17 protein-coding genes (1 of these 17 cut by a window edge) are annotated in these 16,109 nt (G+C 51.2%); all 17 read left to right on the forward strand.

Translation table 11 applies throughout. From position 1 onward, the window contains the following. The first annotated feature begins 17 nt into the window (after positions 1 to 17). Complete coding sequence (gene nadB, locus BJP58_RS20145; protein ID WP_194540307.1) at positions 18 to 1,634, forward strand: L-aspartate oxidase; 1,617 nt, start codon at positions 18 to 20, stop codon at positions 1,632 to 1,634. Beyond that, complete coding sequence (gene nadC, locus BJP58_RS20150) at positions 1,624 to 2,499, forward strand: carboxylating nicotinate-nucleotide diphosphorylase (protein WP_194540308.1); 876 nt, start codon at positions 1,624 to 1,626, stop codon at positions 2,497 to 2,499. The genes nadB and nadC overlap by 11 nt, the downstream gene beginning before the upstream one ends. Then, a complete protein-coding gene (locus tag BJP58_RS20155; RefSeq protein WP_194540309.1) occupies positions 2,496 to 3,260 on the forward strand; it encodes a type III pantothenate kinase in 765 nt (254 codons plus the stop codon). Before nadC ends, BJP58_RS20155 begins: the two co-directional genes overlap by 4 nt. A gap of 57 nt (positions 3,261 to 3,317) precedes the next feature. Continuing rightward, entirely contained in the window at positions 3,318 to 4,202 is an 885-nt protein-coding gene (hslO, locus tag BJP58_RS20160; protein ID WP_194540310.1) for an Hsp33 family molecular chaperone HslO, read from the forward strand. A gap of 20 nt (positions 4,203 to 4,222) precedes the next feature. Further along, positions 4,223 to 5,158: a peptidylprolyl isomerase gene (locus tag BJP58_RS20165; protein WP_194545003.1), complete on the forward strand. Its 936-nt coding sequence runs from the start codon at positions 4,223 to 4,225 to the stop codon at positions 5,156 to 5,158. A gap of 428 nt (positions 5,159 to 5,586) precedes the next feature. Then, positions 5,587 to 6,522: a cysteine synthase A gene (gene cysK, locus BJP58_RS20170; protein ID WP_194540311.1), complete on the forward strand. Its 936-nt coding sequence runs from the start codon at positions 5,587 to 5,589 to the stop codon at positions 6,520 to 6,522. Between the two features lie 263 nt (positions 6,523 to 6,785). Then, the gene (locus BJP58_RS20175; protein WP_194540312.1) at positions 6,786 to 8,450 is read left to right on the forward strand and encodes an anthranilate synthase component I family protein; all 1,665 of its coding nucleotides are present in this window, start codon (positions 6,786 to 6,788) and stop codon (positions 8,448 to 8,450) included. 1 nt (position 8,451) lies between these two features. After that, complete coding sequence (gene pabA, locus BJP58_RS20180) at positions 8,452 to 9,033, forward strand: aminodeoxychorismate/anthranilate synthase component II (RefSeq protein ID WP_194540313.1); 582 nt, start codon at positions 8,452 to 8,454, stop codon at positions 9,031 to 9,033. Further along, positions 9,030 to 9,917, forward strand: coding sequence for an aminotransferase class IV (locus tag BJP58_RS20185; protein ID WP_194540314.1), 888 nt, complete (start codon positions 9,030 to 9,032; stop codon positions 9,915 to 9,917). The genes pabA and BJP58_RS20185 overlap by 4 nt, the downstream gene beginning before the upstream one ends. Beyond that, the gene (gene folP, locus BJP58_RS20190) at positions 9,914 to 10,774 is read left to right on the forward strand and encodes a dihydropteroate synthase (RefSeq protein WP_194540315.1); all 861 of its coding nucleotides are present in this window, start codon (positions 9,914 to 9,916) and stop codon (positions 10,772 to 10,774) included. The genes BJP58_RS20185 and folP overlap by 4 nt, the downstream gene beginning before the upstream one ends. Positions 10,775 to 10,812: 38 nt before the next feature. After that, positions 10,813 to 11,175, forward strand: a complete 363-nt coding sequence (gene folB, locus BJP58_RS20195) for a dihydroneopterin aldolase (RefSeq protein ID WP_194540316.1) — start codon at positions 10,813 to 10,815, stop codon at positions 11,173 to 11,175. A 7-nt stretch (positions 11,176 to 11,182) separates the two neighbouring features. Beyond that, positions 11,183 to 11,731: a 2-amino-4-hydroxy-6-hydroxymethyldihydropteridine diphosphokinase gene (gene folK, locus BJP58_RS20200; RefSeq protein ID WP_194540317.1), complete on the forward strand. Its 549-nt coding sequence runs from the start codon at positions 11,183 to 11,185 to the stop codon at positions 11,729 to 11,731. After that, on the forward strand, positions 11,683 to 11,889 hold the full coding sequence (locus BJP58_RS20205; protein WP_194540318.1) for a helix-turn-helix domain-containing protein: 207 nt from the start codon (positions 11,683 to 11,685) through the stop codon (positions 11,887 to 11,889). The genes folK and BJP58_RS20205 overlap by 49 nt, the downstream gene beginning before the upstream one ends. 224 nt (positions 11,890 to 12,113) lie before the next feature. Further along, positions 12,114 to 13,145: a tRNA dihydrouridine synthase DusB gene (dusB, locus tag BJP58_RS20210; protein ID WP_071221055.1), complete on the forward strand. Its 1,032-nt coding sequence runs from the start codon at positions 12,114 to 12,116 to the stop codon at positions 13,143 to 13,145. 210 nt (positions 13,146 to 13,355) lie between these two features. Continuing rightward, positions 13,356 to 13,832, forward strand: a complete 477-nt coding sequence (gene greA / locus BJP58_RS20215) for a transcription elongation factor GreA (protein ID WP_009591919.1) — start codon at positions 13,356 to 13,358, stop codon at positions 13,830 to 13,832. A 309-nt stretch (positions 13,833 to 14,141) separates the two neighbouring features. Further along, complete coding sequence (gene lysS / locus BJP58_RS20220; RefSeq protein WP_194540319.1) at positions 14,142 to 15,653, forward strand: lysine--tRNA ligase; 1,512 nt, start codon at positions 14,142 to 14,144, stop codon at positions 15,651 to 15,653. Between the two features lie 159 nt (positions 15,654 to 15,812). Further along, positions 15,813 to 16,109, forward strand: the 5' portion of a protein-coding gene (locus BJP58_RS20225; RefSeq protein ID WP_194540320.1) for a hypothetical protein. Its footprint extends 240 nt past the window's final position; only the first 297 of its 537 coding nucleotides appear in the window; the start codon lies at positions 15,813 to 15,815; its stop codon lies off the right edge, out of view.

A 16,109-nucleotide genomic window follows, 5' to 3' on the forward strand; every position in this document is an offset into this window, starting at 1 on the left:
AAGACAGGTGAGGCATCGTGATACCGCAGTATTTAATTGATTTTGATCTGAACGATCTTCCTGCAGTTGAGACGGACGTCATCGTGATCGGTTCAGGCATTGCGGGTTTATATACGGCGATCATGGCAAGTGCGACTCAGAATGTGCTGCTGATTACGAAGAAATCGCTGCTCGAAAGCAACACGCGTTATGCGCAGGGAGGAATTGCAGCCGTAACAGCTGAGGATGACTCCCCGGCCTATCATCGGCAGGATACCCTCTTGGCAGGGGCGGGCCTATGTTCATCTGCCGCGGTGGATGTCCTTGTAAACGAGGGGCCGGTTGGCGTTCAAGAGTTGATTCGGCTCGGCACGATGTTTGATGTGGAGAATGGCGAGCTCGCGCTGACCCAAGAAGGCGCACACAGTCACCGCCGGATCCTTCATGCCAACGGGGATGCTACCGGATATGAAATTGTGCGTGCCCTTTCCATTCAGGTTGAAATGCTTCACAATATAGAGGTGTGGGACGATCATTTTGTCATTGACCTGATTACCGAGCAGGGAGAATGTCATGGCGCTTTGGTACAAATGCCTGATGGAAAACGGGTATTCGTTCGTGGACGGGCGACGGTTATGTGTTCCGGCGGCGCCGGTCAATTGTACCGGTATACGACCAATCCGGAGGTTGCCACAGCCGATGGCGTTGCCATGGCTTATCGGGCAGGCGCAGAAATTCGGGATATGGAGTTTATACAATTCCACCCGACGGCGCTTAGCTATCCGGGTGCGCCCCGATTCCTAATATCAGAGGCGGTTCGGGGTGAAGGCGCCGTTCTTCGGAATATACAAGGGGAACGCTTCATGCCCAAATACCATGATTTACTGGAGCTGGCACCGCGGGATATTGTAGCACGGGCTATTGTCAGTGAGATGGAAGCAACGGGGTCTACCTTTGTTTATCTGGATATTACCCATGAGTCGCCGGAAATGGTCAGACATCGATTCCCAACGATTTATGAAACCTGCATGCAGTATGGACTCGATTTATCGTCAGATTGGATTCCTGTCTCCCCGGCTGCGCATTATATGATGGGGGGCATCAAAACCAATCTGCACGGCGAGAGCAGCGTGAAACGTTTATTTGCTTGCGGGGAGGTATCGTCTACTGGTGTCCACGGGGCGAACCGTTTGGCCAGCAATTCGCTGTCGGAGGCGATTGTGTACGGTAGTCGTATTGTCGAGCGCATTAAGAGCCTGCCGGAACCTTCAGGCGATCCGCTTCATGTATCATTCCACCTCGGTCGCAAGGACGCTCCGTCCCAAGCGATGGTGGAAAAACGCTTGAAGCTACAGAAGGTGATGGTACGTTATGCAGGACTTCGGCGAAATCGGGATACTCTATTAAGAGCAGCGGAAGAGCTTGGCCGTCAGCTGCCATTGTTCCAATCCGTGCTCACCAAGCGTGAGGAATACGAGTTTGCTAACATGCTCACAGCATCCCTGCTCGTGGTTCAGGGTGCGCTGGGTCGTGAAGAAAGCCGGGGAGCCCACTATCGTGAGGATTTCCCGGAACGGAATGACAGCGTATGGCAGAAACATATAGTCCACACACGGGATCAAGAAATGACGGAGGAATTAAGCGATGATGTTTAACGGATACAACGATGGCCTTCTCCAGAGTATACGGACTTGGCTGCAGGAGGATATCGGGTCGGGGGACATTACGACCCTCACCACCATTGAGCCGGGTCATGAATCCAAGGGTGTTATTCATGCCAAGGAGGCAGGAATCGTAGCAGGTATGCCGGTTGCAGAGCTGGTATTCGAAACGGTTGATCCGTCGCTGACGTTTACGGCATTGGTCCGTGATGGAGACGAGGTTGAAAAAGGAACGGTTCTCGCCGAAGTGGAAGGAAGCACGCACCGTATTTTGACAGGCGAGCGTCTTGCTTTGAATTTGCTTCAGCGTCTGTCGGGTATTGCAACAAGAACGCGTTCTTTTGTTGATGTGCTTGAGGGATTGCCAACAAGGCTGGTGGATACCCGCAAAACGACGCCAGGCCACCGAATGCTTGAGAAATATGCTGTTCGGGTTGGCGGCGGCGCGAACCATCGTTTCGGCCTGTATGATGCCGTCATGATTAAGGATAATCACATTAAGGGTGCAGGCGGAATCGCGCAAGCGGTCAGCCGTGCAAGAGCCCATATTCCACATACCATGACTATAGAAGTTGAAACCGAGAGCTTGGCGCAGGTTGAGGAAGCACTGGCTGCAGGCGCAGATATTATTATGCTGGATAACATGAGTCATGACATGATGGCGGAGTCTGTTCGAAGAATCAAGGCCAAGGCCCCTCATGTTCGCGTCGAAGCATCGGGGAACGTGACGCTGGAGACCGTGCGCGGGATTGCCGAAACCGGGGTCGACGTCATATCCGTTGGACGGCTGACTTATTCTTTCCATAGTCTCGATATCAGCTTGGATCTAAATGCGAAGAAAGGAGGGACAGAGAGTTGATTCTGGTTGTGGATGTAGGGAATACCAATATTGTACTGGGTATGTATCAGGGAAAGAAGCTGCTGCATGATTTTCGAATCAGTACATCGCGTCAGTCCACCGTGGATGAATACGGTGTATTGATTCATAATTTGTTTCAAATGTCCAATATACTGGTAAGCCAAATCGAAGGCGTTATTGTTTCTTCCGTAGTTCCTCCTCTTGTGCGTGTGGTCGAGGAGATGTGCAATAAATATATTGGCAAGGCGCCCCTGATCGTAGGACCAGGCATCAAAACCGGACTTAATCTGCGGTATGAAAATCCGCGCGAGGTTGGCGCTGATCGGATTGTGAATGCAGTAGCAGCCGTCGAGCAGTACGGGGGGCCGCTGATTGTGGTGGATTTCGGTACGGCGACGACGTTTGATTGCATCGATGAGGCAGGCAATTATCTTGGCGGAGTGATTGTGCCTGGTATTGGCATTGCCACGGAGGCTCTTGTACAGCGTGCTTCCAAACTTCCTCGCGTAGAGCTCGAAAAGCCGAAAAAGGTAATCGGGCGCAATACCGTGCATGCCATGCAGGCCGGTATCGTTTTTGGTTATGCGGGACAGGTCGATGGCCTGGTCAAGCGTATAAAAGCCGAGATGGGTACGGACAATGTTAAGGTTATCGCTACGGGGGGACTGGCTGAACTGATTGCCGGCGAGACGGAGTCCATTGAAGAGATTTCTCCCCTTCTGACATTGGAAGGCTTGCGTATTATTTATGAGCGTAACTAGAACCGATATAAAACCGTTAAATATTACAAACAACTAGAAAGACAAGGAGGCCTCAAGATGGGTAATCAAAAAGACCGTTTGCTGCGGGGAACTGCATTAAACGGGAAAGTACGGACATTTGCCGTGCGGACAACCGATTTGGTCGAAGAGCTTCGCCAAAGACATGATACGTTCCCTGTCGTTACAGCCGCTTTGGGCCGCACCGTGTCAGCAGCAGCGATGATGGGAGCTATGCTGAAAGGAGACGAGCGCCTTAGCATTCAAGTGCGCGGCGACGGACCGATCGGTTTGATTGCAGCGGAGAGTAATGCTAACGGCGAGGTGCGCGGATATGTCAAAAATCCGCATGTGGAGCTGACGAATATCCGTCCGGGCAAGATGGATGTGGCCGCTGCTGTAGGTACCACCGGCCATATTGATGTGATCAAGGATTTCGGCTTGAAGGAGCCTTACCGTGGCAGCGTGCCGATTATTTCGGGCGAGCTCGCTGAAGACTTCACATACTATTTTGCCGTATCCGAACAGACCAACTCGGCGGTAAGTCTGGGAGTGCTGGTTTCCCCGGATTATTCCGTGGCGAATGCCGGGGGCTTCATCATCCAGCTTCTCCCCGGGGTTACGGAGGATGAGATTACGGAGCTTGAGCTTGCGCTAAGCAAGATTCCTCCGATCACCGAGATGCTGGAAGAAGGACTGGAACTGGAAGACATCCTGAAGCGAGTCGTTCCGGATGTAACCATTTTGGAGGAAATGGAAGTGTACTTCAGCTGTGACTGCTCGCATGAGCGGGTGGAGCGCGCTTTGATCAGCTTGGGACAGGTAGAGCTTGAACAGATGATCGAAGAGGATGGCAAAGCCGAAGTTTCCTGTCATTTTTGCAATGAAAAATATACGTTCGATAAAGAACAGCTGAAATCCGTGCTAGAGCGGGCCAAATCTTAACGTTGGGATGAGCGACCGTGATGACGAGACAAGAGAAGGGATTGTGGGCGACCGTCATTGTCTTGACAGCATGCGTATTGGGTATGGGCGGCTGGATGCTGTTTTCCGGGAATTTTTCGCAAGAGGCTTCACCACCGTGGAAAGAGGGCTCCCAACCAGTTGCATCCATCCAGGACAGGGCGATTACCGAAGACGAGTGGGTTGACGAGCTAAAGAAGCGTTACGGCCGCGAAATGCTGATGACCATGCTGAATCGGCACGCTGTGGCCCTGGAAGCCAAAGCGAAGGGTATTGATGTTACGGCGGCTGAAGTCGATGCAGAAATCGAAGTCATGAGCCGCAGCTACGGTTCTATGGAGCGTTTCTTATCGGAAATGGAAAATCAGCTAGGCATTACGGAGAGTGAATTAAAGACAGAGACGACGTATCGGCTGCTGCTTGAGAAAATTGCAACTTCCGACGTGCACATCGAGGAGCAGCAGATCGATTCGTATCTGGAACAGTATCCTGACCAATTTCGTCCCAAGAAGCAGCTGAATTTATCCATGATCGAAGTCGCTTCGAAAGATGAGGCGGAACGGGTGATGGATCGGCTGGAGAATGGAGAAGCTTTTGCGGATCTCGCATCCCAGGTATCACTCGATGAGTATACTCGCGAAGACGGCGGGCAGATCGGACTGGTCGAGGAGGATGATCCCTTTTTGCCGCCGGCACTGCTGGATGCAGCTTTAACGCTGGAGCCCGGGGATATTGCGGGGCCAATCTCGCTCACAGACACCTATGCCATTGTTTATGTGAAGGACATTATCGAGCCTCAGGCCCCTAGTGAGGAAAGTGTCCGCGAGGCGGTTCGCAAGCAGCTGGCGCTGGAGCAGGCGGTGTCTTTATCCGAACTGGAGCGTCAGCTTCGTGAGAAATACGAGGCACGGATTAGTGCGGGTACGGTCACGTTGTAAAAAGAGGAAGAACAGGGAAAGCTCGCTGTGGCGGAGTAAGATGTAGCTGCAGGAGCTTTTTTTGCGTTAAAGGATGCAATAGGTTACGTTCACTGAAGGATGATGGCTTTTTGAGCGTGTATACCTTGGAGGCGAGTCCCCCGTTATCTCGTTCGGGAGGCGCAGGAAAATCCACCTAGAAATGTTGATTTTCGAGGTGTGGGATATTGACAATGACTCGTAACGTTGTTAAGATGAAGGTATAAAAACCTACCTTTTTACTCGGATATCAGAGACCTCAATAATCAAGGAGTTTGCGTCTATAAGCTGGCTCCGCTTTTCTTTCAACATCCAGACACTACAAATTTAATGATTCAACATTAAATGTATAACACCATTATGGACTTACTAGTTTATCTAAGATTCATATCTAGAGGAGGGCTTCATTCATGGCAAAAGTCGTAAATAATGTGACAGAATTAATCGGTGGAACTCCACTCGTCCGTTTGAACCGGATCGTACCGGAGGATAGTGCAGAGATCTATCTGAAGCTGGAATACCAGAACCCGGGCGCAAGCGTTAAAGACCGGATTGCGATCAGCATTGTGGAAGAAGCGGAGAAGGACGGACGTTTGAAGCCGGGCGATACCATTATTGAAGCAACCAGCGGTAATACCGGCATTGGTTTAGCTATGGTGGCAGCTGCCAAAGGCTACAAAGCCGTTATCGTTATGCCTGAAACCATGAGCTTGGAGCGCCGCAACCTGCTGCGTGCCTATGGTGCGGAATTGGTACTGACACCGGGATCGGAAGGAATGAACGGTGCGGTTAAGAAGGCAGAAGAAATTTTGAAGGAAAATGCCGGATTCTTTATGGCCGAGCAATTCAAGAACCAAGCCAACGTGAAGATTCACCGTGAAACAACAGGTCCGGAAATCGTTGAAGCGATCGAATCCATCGGTGGTTCCCTGGATGCGTTCGTTGCTGGGATCGGAACAGGCGGAACGATTACAGGGGCTGGCGAAGTACTGAAGGAGCAGTTCCCTGACATCAAGGTTATTGCGGTTGAGCCTGCTGCATCACCAATCCTTGCAGGTGGCAAACCGGGTCCTCACAAAATCCAGGGCATCGGCGCAAACTTCATTCCTGAAATTTTGAACCAAGAAGTCTACGATGAAATCATTCATGTTGAGAATGACGATGCCTTTGAAACTTCCCGCCGCGTGGCGAAGGAAGAAGGCGTTCTTGGAGGTATATCCTCCGGTGCGGCTGTATATGCTGCATTGAAGGTTGCCAAGGAGCTTGGTAAGGGCAAGCGGGTAGTAGCCGTGATCCCAAGTAACGGAGAACGTTACCTGAGCACACCGCTTTACAACTTCGAGTAAGATGATATCGTAATATGCACCTATCTCCTTACCTCATCTGGTTGAGGTAACAGGTGGCAAGGAAGGAGCTCTCAATGTGTTTTTATAGCATTGAGGGCTTTTTGCGTATACTACTCCCTAAGATAACGCTTTATTAGAATCCGCCTGATGACCGCTCCAAAAATTATTGTTGGACGAGCTTCTATTTAGGGTTTTCAAGAGAAGCGGGATACAGTATACTGACAGGCAACAGTAAGGCTTTTGATGACTAAGGGAGGATCGGCATGGAGAGAAGAGTGGAGCTGGCCCAGTGGCAGGCATGGGCTGAAGAGGGCTGGTCCGTCGTTCCCTATCTGGTTCAATATAAAGGAGCAACAAGTGGGTTACCCCTGTCATGGAGACATGCATGGAACGCCGCATCACCATATGCCTTTGTGCTGGAGAGCGGTAAGGGCGGACGCCATACGTATCTTGGATTGCGGCCGGTGTCCATTCTGCAGGGGAAGGGATGCCATGGTGAGATCATCGAGCTGTCTGACGGTCTGCGAACGCAGGTAACGGGAGAGCCGCTGCACCTGTTAGAGCAGTGGATGAACAAATGGAAGGCTCCCCGTGTACCGGGGTGGCCGGACTTCCGCGGAGGCTGCGCCGGATTCCTGAGTTATGATGTGATTCGGTCGATTGAGAAATTGCCCACGATGGCCAAGGATGAGCCGGGGTTCCTGGATTATATGTGGATGCGGATGGAAGAGATTTGGATCTATGATCATTCAGATGACAGCATCTACTGTTCGGTGCATGTCCCTCTGCCTTGGGCATTCGGGACCGGGGGAGTTTCGAAAGAAAAGAAAGCGCCCGGTGCTTCTAGTGATGAATCCAGTGGTTCGGTGCTTTCAACCGACCAAGAGAAGTTATTGCAGGAGTTATATGATCGGGCTGTCATAAGGGCTGAATCGATGCTGTCCCAATGGAATCAAATGTTCGGAACGGGCTCAGGGAACGACTCGAGTTCCGAAGATGAGCGCGTGCGGCAGGAACGATGGAAGAAAGCGCAGGAGCTGTCAGGACCGAATGTCGAAATCTGGGATCGGCTGGAGATTGATTTTACGCAGGAAGCGTTCGAGCAGGCGGTGCTCTCGATTCAAGAATATATTCGGCAGGGTGACGTATTTCAAGTCAATTTGTCTCTTCGCCGGCACTTGCAGCTGCATGCGGACCCTGCCGATATTTATGAGTGGCTGCGCATCCTGAATCCGTCGCCATATATGGGGTATATCTCTTCACCGGGCTTCAGCTTGGCCAGTGGCTCGCCGGAATTGCTGGTGAAGCTGGATGGCGATGTCGTGTCTGCACGGCCGATCGCGGGAACGCGGCGTCGTGGAAGCAATCCGGAAGAGGACGCGGCAATGGAAGCGGAGCTGCTTGGCAGCGAGAAAGAACGGGCGGAGCATATTATGCTGGTTGATTTGGAACGTAATGACATTGGCCGCATTGCCGCATACGGAACCGTGCATGTTCCGGAGTTGATGACGGTTGAGAGGTACTCGCACGTGATGCATCTGGTGTCGCAAGTGGAAGGGCGGATTGCAGAGGGCAACCATGCGTATGATGTCATTGCGGCAGCGTTCCCCGGCGGCACCATTACAGGCGCACCCAAAATCCGGACGATGGAGATCATCGAGGAGCTGGAGCCTGTGACGCGAGGGCCCTATACCGGCTCCATGGGCTGGATCGATTATAATGGTGATATGGAGCTTAACATTATTATTCGGACCCTCGCCGTGAAGGATGGGGTTGGTTACATTCAGACGGGTGCAGGGATTGTTATTGACTCCGATCCGTACCGGGAATACAGGGAGTGTCATAACAAAGCAAAGGCTTTGATTGCCGCACTGATATGCAGCGAAGAGGAAGCGGCAGCAGTGGCTGCGAATATAGGGGGGAAATAACATGATACTTGTCATCGACAATTATGATTCGTTTACGTATAACCTGGTTCAATATTTGGGTGAGCTCGGCGAGGAAGTGAAGGTTTACCGGAATGATGAGATCGACATCGCCGGCATCGAGGCGTTGGCTCCGGACCATATCCTGATATCGCCGGGACCGTGCACGCCGAATGAAGCCGGCGTCAGTCTGGATGTGATTTCGCATTTCAAGGGTGTCATTCCGATCTTCGGCGTCTGCCTCGGCCATCAGGCGATCGGGCAAGCCTTTGGCGGCAACGTGATTCGTGCGGAGCGCCTCATGCATGGGAAAACATCCGCGATCCAGCATACGGGTGACTCGGTCTTTGAAGGCTTGCCAGTTCCGTTCACCGCAACGCGCTATCACTCGCTGATCGTTGAGAAGGAGACCTTGCCGGATGAGCTGGACATTACCGCCTGGACCGAAGAGGGCGAAATCATGGGGCTGCGGCATAAACAATATCCGGTAGAAGGGGTGCAGTTTCATCCGGAGTCCATCATTACGGACCATGGCCATCAGATGCTGCGCAATTTCCTGAAGCGTACGGCTGGCGCCAAAGCATGAAATATATTGGCATGAACGGCGGCATCGTTGAAGCTGCCGAGGCTGTCATACCTGTAATGGATCACGGCCTTCTGTACGGAATGGGGTTATTCGAGACCTTCCGCACTTATGAGGGGAAGCCTTTTTTAATAGAGCGGCACTTGAACCGGCTCATGGACAGCTGCCGGGAGCTCGGGATCGCTCACAGGGCGGATACGGAGAGGATCAGCCGCTGGATATCGGAACTGATGGAGGCCAATGATCTCCAGGATGCTTATATCCGGTATACCGTAACGGCAGGAGAGGGATTGCTCGGTTTGCCTGCTGGCGATTATTTGAAGCCTTCCGAGATTTTATTCGCCAAAGAGCTGCCGGCCGCAAACGAAATGCTCTACGAGAAAGGCAGAGCCTTGCGGCGGCTGTCCCTTCCGCGTAACACACCGGAATCATCGGTTCGGTTTAAATCTCTGCATTATATGAACAATATACTCGCAAAGCGGGAATTGGCCGGATACCCCGGCCACTCGAATGGTTCAATAGAGGGGCTGATGCTAACGGCGGCCGGGGAAGTGGCAGAGGGCATTGTCAGCAATGTCTTTTTTGTCAAAGCGGGTCGATTATATACGCCTGACGTTGGCACGGGCATTTTGCCGGGGATTACACGGGACGTGGTGCTGGAATTGGCTGCCGAACTTGGTATTGAAGCCGAAGAAGGCCGTTACAGCTGGGAGTTTTTTACCGGAGCGGATGAAATATTTACGACAGGCTCTGTGCAGGAGATTGTTCCGGTCTCGACGTTGATTGGAGCTGAGGACGAGACTCTAGTCATTGGACAAGGATTGGCCGGTCCGATAACCCGTACATTACTGAGCGCATATAGAAGGAAAGCAGGGCAAAAGGCATGAAAACAACGATTTACGAACGTGAATTTCGTCTGAGCAAGGATGCTGTGTTAAAGCTCGGTCAGTCCACGCTCATTATGGGTATATTGAATGTGACCCCGGATTCATTCTCGGACGGAGGTCGATATAACGATACGGAGCGGGCGGTCGAGCACGCGCTTCAGCTGGTGGAAGAGGGAGCCGACATCATCGATATCGGCGGAGAATCGACGCGTCCGGGCCACGAGCCGGTTGGAGCCGCAGAGGAGCTTGCCCGGGTAATCCCGGTTATAGAAGCCATTCACCGGCACGCGCCGCATATTCCATTGTCGATTGACACGTATAAAGCGGAAGTTGCGCGTCAGGCTATTGGAGCGGGTGCTCATATCATTAATGATATTTGGGGCTTTAAAGACGACGCGGATATGCCCAAGGCTGCGGCAGAGCTCGGATGTCCCGTGATCCTGATGCACAATCGCCGCGATCGAAATTACACCAATCTTATCGAGGACGTAAAGCGTGATTTGCTGGAAAGTGTCGAGATTGCGCGGGCTGCAGGCGTGCAGGATCATCATATTTTGCTCGATCCGGGTATCGGGTTTGCGAAGGACTATGATGAGAACATGAAAGTGATGGCATCCCTCGATCAGCTCGTGGGGCTTGGGTTTCCGGTGCTGCTGGCTACCTCCCGCAAAAGGTTTATCCAGACCGCGCTTGGCGCTCCGGCACAGGATGTGCTGGAAGGAACGGCTGCCACGGTGGCTTACGGGATTGCCCAGGGCTGCCAGATCGTTCGTGTGCATGACGTGCTGCATATGAAACGGACAGCGAAGATGTGTGATGCCATGACCTACGCTTCGACAGATCTTAGACGCATATAATTTTTCTTGGGACAAAGGATGGAAGGGCGGAGTAAGAGATGGATAAAATGATACTGAGCCGCATGGAATACTACGGCTACCATGGTGTGTTTGAGGAAGAGCGTAAGCTGGGACAACGATTCTATGTGGATCTGGAGCTGGAGATGGATCTGAGCAAAGCCGCCAGGACGGACGATCTGACGCTCACGGTAAATTATGCCGAGATTCATGATCTTTTGCTGGATATTATGCGGACGGAGTCGTTCCGCCTGATTGAAGCTTTAGCGGAGCATATTGCATCTAAGGTATTGGACACTTATACTATTATCGATGCTTTAACGGTCCGATTGACGAAGCCGCACCCGCCTTTTGACATTCATTTTGAAGGTGTGACCATTGAGCTGCACCGGACCAGGAAGTGAGACAATCATGAATTCACACGCCACCTCTGAGTGTTCAGAGGCTTATATTGCTTTAGGGGCCAATTTGGGTGACCGCGAAGGTAACCTGATGGAGGCTTTGGAACGGTTGGATGAAGTACCCGGCATTACGGTAGAGCGCGTATCCAACTTGTATGAGACCGAGCCGGTCGGATACGTGGACCAACCGATGTTTCTTAATATGGCAGCAGCCGTGTCGACATCGCTGAGTCCTCATGAATTGCTTGCCGAAATGCAGCGAATTGAAAAACAGCTCGGCCGGGTCCGTCATATTCATTGGGGGCCGCGGACGGTGGACTTGGACCTGCTATGGATGGAAGGGCGCCGTCTGGATACGCCGGACCTTGTACTGCCGCATCCCCGTATGCAGGAGCGGGCTTTTGTGCTCAGACCGCTGGCCGATATCGTATATGAGTTCGAACCTTCAGGTCTGTACCCTGTGGTGAAGACAGCACTTGAGAACCTGGAAGGAAAGGAAGGAATACAGCTTTGGAAAACAAGCAGCTGGCGCAGCGTATCCGCGCTTTCCGAAAATTAAAGGGTTTGACCCAGCAAGAGCTCGCTGAGCGAACCGGTATTTCACTAGCCGTCCTTGGTGCGATTGAGCGGGGGAACCGCCGTGCCGAGGAGCAAATGTTGGCTCAGATTGCGGATGTGCTGGAGATTTCAGTGCAGGAGCTTAAGGAACGGAGTTAGATCATCTAAATAGGAAGTCGGTGCAGGTTTGTTTTTCATCAAACTCTGCCATTCATATAGGATGATGTTTCTGGATGCGATCTACAAGAATATGTAATTTTTGCGGACTGGACGATAACGCGATGAATGAGTATGATGGTTTGGTTTGAAACTCAGGGATCCCTTGCACGATAACCGGGATCTTTCGACTATAAATATCTGAACACAAAGGGGTGACACATAAAATGGATAAGTTGAAAATCGGAAACATCGAGATGAAAAATCAAGTGGTTCTGGCGCCGATGGCTGGCGTATGCAACCCGGCGTTCCGATTGATTGCTAAGGAATTCGGCACCGGATTGGTTTGCGCCGAAATGGTAAGCGGCAAGGCCATTGTTCACGGGAACAAGCGCACCCAGGAGATGTTGTTCGTCGACGAGCGGGAGAAGCCGCTGAGCCTGCAAATTTTTGGTGGTGACCGCGAATCTTTGGTGCAAGCGGCCAAAGTGGTCGATCAGCAAACCAATGCCGACATCATCGACATTAACATGGGCTGCCCTGCACCGAAGGTAACCAAGATGGATGCGGGTGCACGCTGGCTTCTGGATTCGAACAAAATTTATGAGATGGTGGCGGCGGTTGTCGATGCCGTGAACAAACCGGTCACGGTGAAGATGCGTACAGGCTGGGATAGTGATCACATCTATGCTGTCGAAAATGCACAGGCTGTCGAACGCGCGGGCGGTCAGGCGGTCAGCGTTCACGGACGTACGCGCGAGCAGCTCTACACCGGATACGCGGATTGGGACATCATTCGCCAAGTGAAAGAAGCCGTCTCCATTCCGGTTATCGGTAACGGCGATGTGGTGACACCGGAGGATGCTCGCCGGATGCTGGATACGACAGGATGCGATGGCGTCATGATCGGCCGCGGGGCGCTGGGCAACCCATGGATGCTGTATCGAACCGTGGAATATCTGAAGACAGGCAAGCTGCTGCCGGATCCGGCTCCGCAGGAGAAAATCCGAATTGCCATTCTGCATATGGACCGTCTGATTGCTCTGCGCGGCGAAGCGGTAGCGGTACGGGAAATGCGTAAGCATCTTGCGTGGTATCTGAAAGGTCTGAAAGGCTCCGCCCGCATTAAAGATATCATTATGGAAGAAACGAAGCGCGACGAAATGGTGAACCTTCTGAACAACTTTGTGAACAATCTGGAGGACCAAGAAGAATCGACAAAAAGTGTATATCCTCAAGCCGTTGCGGCGATGGGATAATTAGGGGTGCAGGCTGTTAACGGGTGCATGTATGCGACATTCGTGACAGCCTTTGCGCGCATTGACTTTTTGAAATGGTTCCCATATAATCTTTCAGTATAAATTCAAGAAATTGAGCAGGCATCAGAGGGAAGTTCTGATCCCCAAGAATTCGCATATAGTATGTTGATACCGTGGTTTAAATTATTTACATGACAGGAGAATCGGTTAATGAGCGATAAAGAAGTCATTCTTACCCAGGACGGTCTGAAGAAACTAGAGGACGAACTTGAGAATCTGAAGTCTGTAAAACGCCGTGAAGTGGCTGAGCGGATTAAAGTTGCCATCGGTTATGGTGATATTAGTGAAAACTCCGAATATGAAGACGCCAAGAACGAGCAAGCCTTTATCGAAGGCCGGATTATAACGCTGGAGAAAATGCTCCGTAATGCGCGCATCATCAACAACGATGATATCAATACCGATGTAGTCGGCGTGGGCAACACGGTGATCGTGGAGGATTTGGAATTCGGCGACACAATGGAATATACCATTGTCGGTACGGCTGAATCGGATCCGCTAAACAACAAGATCTCTAACGAGAGTCCTGTCGGCAAAGCGATTATTGGCAAGCAAAAAGGTTCGGTTGTAGATGTTAACGTTCCTGCGGGCGTTATTCAATATAAAATTGTAGACATTAAGAAGTAAGTCGGAATGTGTATAGAAAGCTTCCTTCGGGGGCTTTTTTAACATATTAGAATTTATAATTTTTTGGGGGTCCCCGCAAAGTATTTGGAATAAGCATCGTAGCATAGGCTCCACTTTGTGGGGTTATTTTGAATAGGCAAGCTGAGTTGAGGGCTTAATGGGTTAGTGGCATGTCTTGAAATGGCTGCCCTACCGTTAAGTCCTAGCCGAATGTGTACAAGTTGTTTAAGGGCTGTCCGGATGTTATAGGTGGCGGCGTTTGTGCTGTTGGGGATTACGATGGAAGTGAAATGAAGGAGATGAATGACGATGACGGAAGAAATGAATAACCAGGAACAAGAACAGGAGTTAAGTGAGCTTTTGCAAATCCGCCGCAACAAATTGGACGAGCTTCGGAAGCTGGGCATCGATCCGTTTGGCGGAAAATATGAAAGAGAACATCACGCAGGTGATATTCTGAAGCAGTATGACGAGCTCTCCAAGGAAGAACTGGAAGAGAAGCAGGTGGAAGTGAACCTGGCCGGCCGGATTATGGCTAAGCGCGGTATGGGCAAGGCTTCTTTTGCTCATATTCAGGATTTGAGCGGCCGAATTCAGATCTATGTTCGCCAGGATTCGATTGCAGAAGCGCAATATGAAGCATTCAGCATCCTTGATCTGGGTGACATCATCGGGGTAAAAGGGGTCTTGTTCAAGACCAAAACTGGTGAAACCACCATTAAGGTAAAGGAGCTGGAGGTTCTTTCGAAGTCGCTGTATCCGCTCCCTGAGAAATTCCATGGTTTGAAGGATGTGGAACTCCGTTACCGTCAGCGTTATGTCGACCTGATTATCAACCCAGATGTACAGAAGACCTTCATTGCCCGTTCCCGTATTATCCAATCGATGCGTCGTTACCTGGATTCACAAGGCTATCTTGAAGTGGAGACCCCGACGTTGCATTCGATCGCTGGTGGTGCGGCGGCACGTCCGTTCATTACGCATCATAATGCGCTGGATATGGAGCTGTATATGCGAATCGCGATTGAGCTTCACCTAAAACGTCTGATCGTGGGCGGTCTGGAAAAAGTGTACGAGATTGGCCGCGTGTACAGGAATGAAGGGATCTCTACCCGTCATAATCCGGAGTTCACGATGATTGAGCTCTATGAAGCTTATGCGGACTATAAGGATATTATGGCATTGACCGAGAATATGATCGCACATATTGCCCAAGAGGTCCTGGGTACACAAGTGATTTCCTATCAAGGGCACGAAGTCGATCTGACGCCACAATGGCGTCGTGTATCCATGGTGGATGCGGTAAAAGAAGTTGTAGGTGTAGACTTCAGTGTGGAAATGTCCAATGAGGAAGCGCATCGCCTTGCAAAAGAACATAAAGTTCCGGTAGAGCCGCATATGACATTCGGCCACATCTTGAATGCGTTCTTTGAGCAGTTCGTTGAAGAGACGCTGATTCAGCCGACGTTCGTAACCGGTCATCCGGTTGAGATCTCGCCGCTTGCGAAGAAGAATGACGTGGATCCGCGGTTCACGGATCGCTTTGAGCTGTTTATCGTGGCGCGTGAGCACGCGAACGCCTTCTCGGAGCTCAATGACCCAATCGACCAGCGTCAGCGTTTTGAAGCGCAGATGAAGGAAAAAGAACAGGGCAATGACGAAGCGCACGAGATGGATGAGGATTTCTTGCGTGCACTGGAGTACGGTATGCCGCCCACAGGCGGACTTGGTATCGGGATCGATCGTTTGATCATGCTTCTTACGAATTCCCCGTCCATTCGTGATGTCTTGCTGTTCCCGCATATGCGTAATAAGGAATAGAATTTGCTCCAATCATCGATGGTTGAAGAGGCAGTTGACTATAGATTTCTATAGTCGGCTGCCTTTTTTTGTTTGAACTTCTCGATTGTCACTTGTTCAGAGAAGGAAGCTGTGTTAAATTTATTTGGTACAACTGTATTAAAAAAGGAGGTTGGCGGAATGATTGGGGCTTTTATAATCGGATGTGAGATTTTATTCTGGGTATTTGTTCTAGCAGGATTAAGCGCAAGATATCTGCTCGGGCTGAAAAGAACGGGCGGAATACTGCTGCTGTGTACGCCGATCATCGACTTATTGCTGATAGCCGTAACCATTATAGATCTGCGTGGCGGGGCGGAAGCCGGATTCATGCATGGGCTGGCGGCTGTATATATCGGGGTGACGATTGCTTTTGGGCATCGGATGATCCAATGGGCGGACGCCCGGTTTGCTCACCGATTTGCAGGTGGCAAGAAA

Origin of the sequence: Paenibacillus sp. JZ16, from assembly GCF_015326965.1 — a bacterium.
In the GTDB taxonomy this organism is placed as follows: domain Bacteria; phylum Bacillota; class Bacilli; order Paenibacillales; family Paenibacillaceae; genus Paenibacillus_AQ.

What these genes read in the sequence shown, in the direction of transcription:
- nadC (WP_194540308.1), top strand. Translation starts at nt 1,624, where the DNA reads ATGATGTTTAACGGATACAACGATGGCCTTCTCCAGAGTATACGGACT.
- hslO (WP_194540310.1), top strand. Translation starts at nt 3,318, where the DNA reads ATGGGTAATCAAAAAGACCGTTTGCTGCGGGGAACTGCATTAAACGGG.
- BJP58_RS20165 (WP_194545003.1), top strand. Translation starts at nt 4,223, where the DNA reads ATGACGAGACAAGAGAAGGGATTGTGGGCGACCGTCATTGTCTTGACA.
- cysK (WP_194540311.1), top strand. Translation starts at nt 5,587, where the DNA reads ATGGCAAAAGTCGTAAATAATGTGACAGAATTAATCGGTGGAACTCCA.
- BJP58_RS20175 (WP_194540312.1), top strand. Translation starts at nt 6,786, where the DNA reads ATGGAGAGAAGAGTGGAGCTGGCCCAGTGGCAGGCATGGGCTGAAGAG.
- pabA (WP_194540313.1), top strand. Translation starts at nt 8,452, where the DNA reads ATGATACTTGTCATCGACAATTATGATTCGTTTACGTATAACCTGGTT.
- BJP58_RS20185 (WP_194540314.1), top strand. Translation starts at nt 9,030, where the DNA reads ATGAAATATATTGGCATGAACGGCGGCATCGTTGAAGCTGCCGAGGCT.
- folP (WP_194540315.1), top strand. Translation starts at nt 9,914, where the DNA reads ATGAAAACAACGATTTACGAACGTGAATTTCGTCTGAGCAAGGATGCT.
- folB (WP_194540316.1), top strand. Translation starts at nt 10,813, where the DNA reads ATGGATAAAATGATACTGAGCCGCATGGAATACTACGGCTACCATGGT.
- folK (WP_194540317.1), top strand. Translation starts at nt 11,183, where the DNA reads ATGAATTCACACGCCACCTCTGAGTGTTCAGAGGCTTATATTGCTTTA.
- dusB (WP_071221055.1), top strand. Translation starts at nt 12,114, where the DNA reads ATGGATAAGTTGAAAATCGGAAACATCGAGATGAAAAATCAAGTGGTT.
- greA (WP_009591919.1), top strand. Translation starts at nt 13,356, where the DNA reads ATGAGCGATAAAGAAGTCATTCTTACCCAGGACGGTCTGAAGAAACTA.
- lysS (WP_194540319.1), top strand. Translation starts at nt 14,142, where the DNA reads ATGACGGAAGAAATGAATAACCAGGAACAAGAACAGGAGTTAAGTGAG.